General features: G+C 47.9%; 1 protein-coding gene. It reads left to right on the top strand.

The features are described 5' to 3' along the window. The coding region (proS, locus tag R7E00_RS24530) for a proline--tRNA ligase (protein ID WP_318124826.1) at nt 1–1154 on the top strand (1154 nt) is incomplete at both ends.

Raw genomic sequence — 1154 nt, 5'->3', positions numbered from 1 at the left:
TCTTACAAACAGCTTCCGCTAAACCTGTACCAAATCCAAACTAAATTCCGTGACGAACGTCGTCCACGTTTCGGCGTAATGCGTGCACGCGAATTCTGCATGATGGATGCATACAGCTTCGACATCGACAAAGCAGGTCTAGAGAAATCTTACCAAGCAATGCACGATGCTTACTGTAAAGCATTTGACCGTATGGGTCTTGAGTACCGTCCAGTACTTGCTGACTCAGGCGCTATCGGTGGTAGCGGCTCTCAAGAGTTCCACGTACTTGCAGACAGCGGCGAAGACCTAATTGCATTCTCTACTGAGTCTGATTACGCAGCGAACATCGAAAAAGCAGAAGCGTTAGAGCCTGCTGTAGAACGCGCAGAACCAACTCAAGAAATGACACTAGTTGATACTCCAAACGCGAAAACAATCGCAGAGTTGGTTGAGCAACACGGTCTACCTATCGAGAAAACCGTTAAAACGCTATTTGTTAAAGCGTCTGACGAAATCGATGCACCAATCATTGCGTTGATCGTTCGTGGTGACCACGAGCTAAACGAAGTGAAAGCAGAAAACCTACCTCAAGTGGCTTCTCCACTAGAGATGGCATCAGAAGAAGAAATTCGTGAACTGATCGGTGCTGGCCCTGGTTCTCTTGGCCCTGTCGGCCTTGAACTGCCATTCATCGTTGACCGCAGCGTAGCAGTCATGAGCGACTTTGGCGCCGGCGCAAACATCGACGGTAAACACTACTTCGGTATTAACTGGGGTCGTGACGTTGAACTGGGTCAAGTAGAAGATCTGCGTAACGTAGTAGAAGGCGATCCAAGCCCATGTGGTAAAGGTACGCTAATGCTGAAACGTGGTATCGAAGTTGGTCATATCTTCCAACTTGGTAACGTTTACTCAGAAGCAATGAACTGTAGCGTTCTTGGCCCTGACGGTAAAAACGTAATCCTAGAGATGGGTTGTTACGGCATCGGTGTATCGCGTGTTGTTGCTTCTGCGATTGAACAGAACCACGACAAATACGGCATCATTTGGCCAGACGCAATTGCACCTTTCCAAGTAGCAATCGTGCCAATGAATATGCACAAATCTGAGCGCGTAAAAGAAGCAGCAGAGAAGCTATACGCGGAACTAACTGCTATGGGCATCGAAGTTCT

The sequence above is a fragment of the Vibrio sp. Vb1755 genome (assembly GCF_033338635.1).
Lineage (GTDB): Bacteria > Pseudomonadota > Gammaproteobacteria > Enterobacterales > Vibrionaceae > Vibrio > Vibrio alginolyticus.
This window is presented reverse-complemented; position numbering and strand designations above follow the sequence as displayed.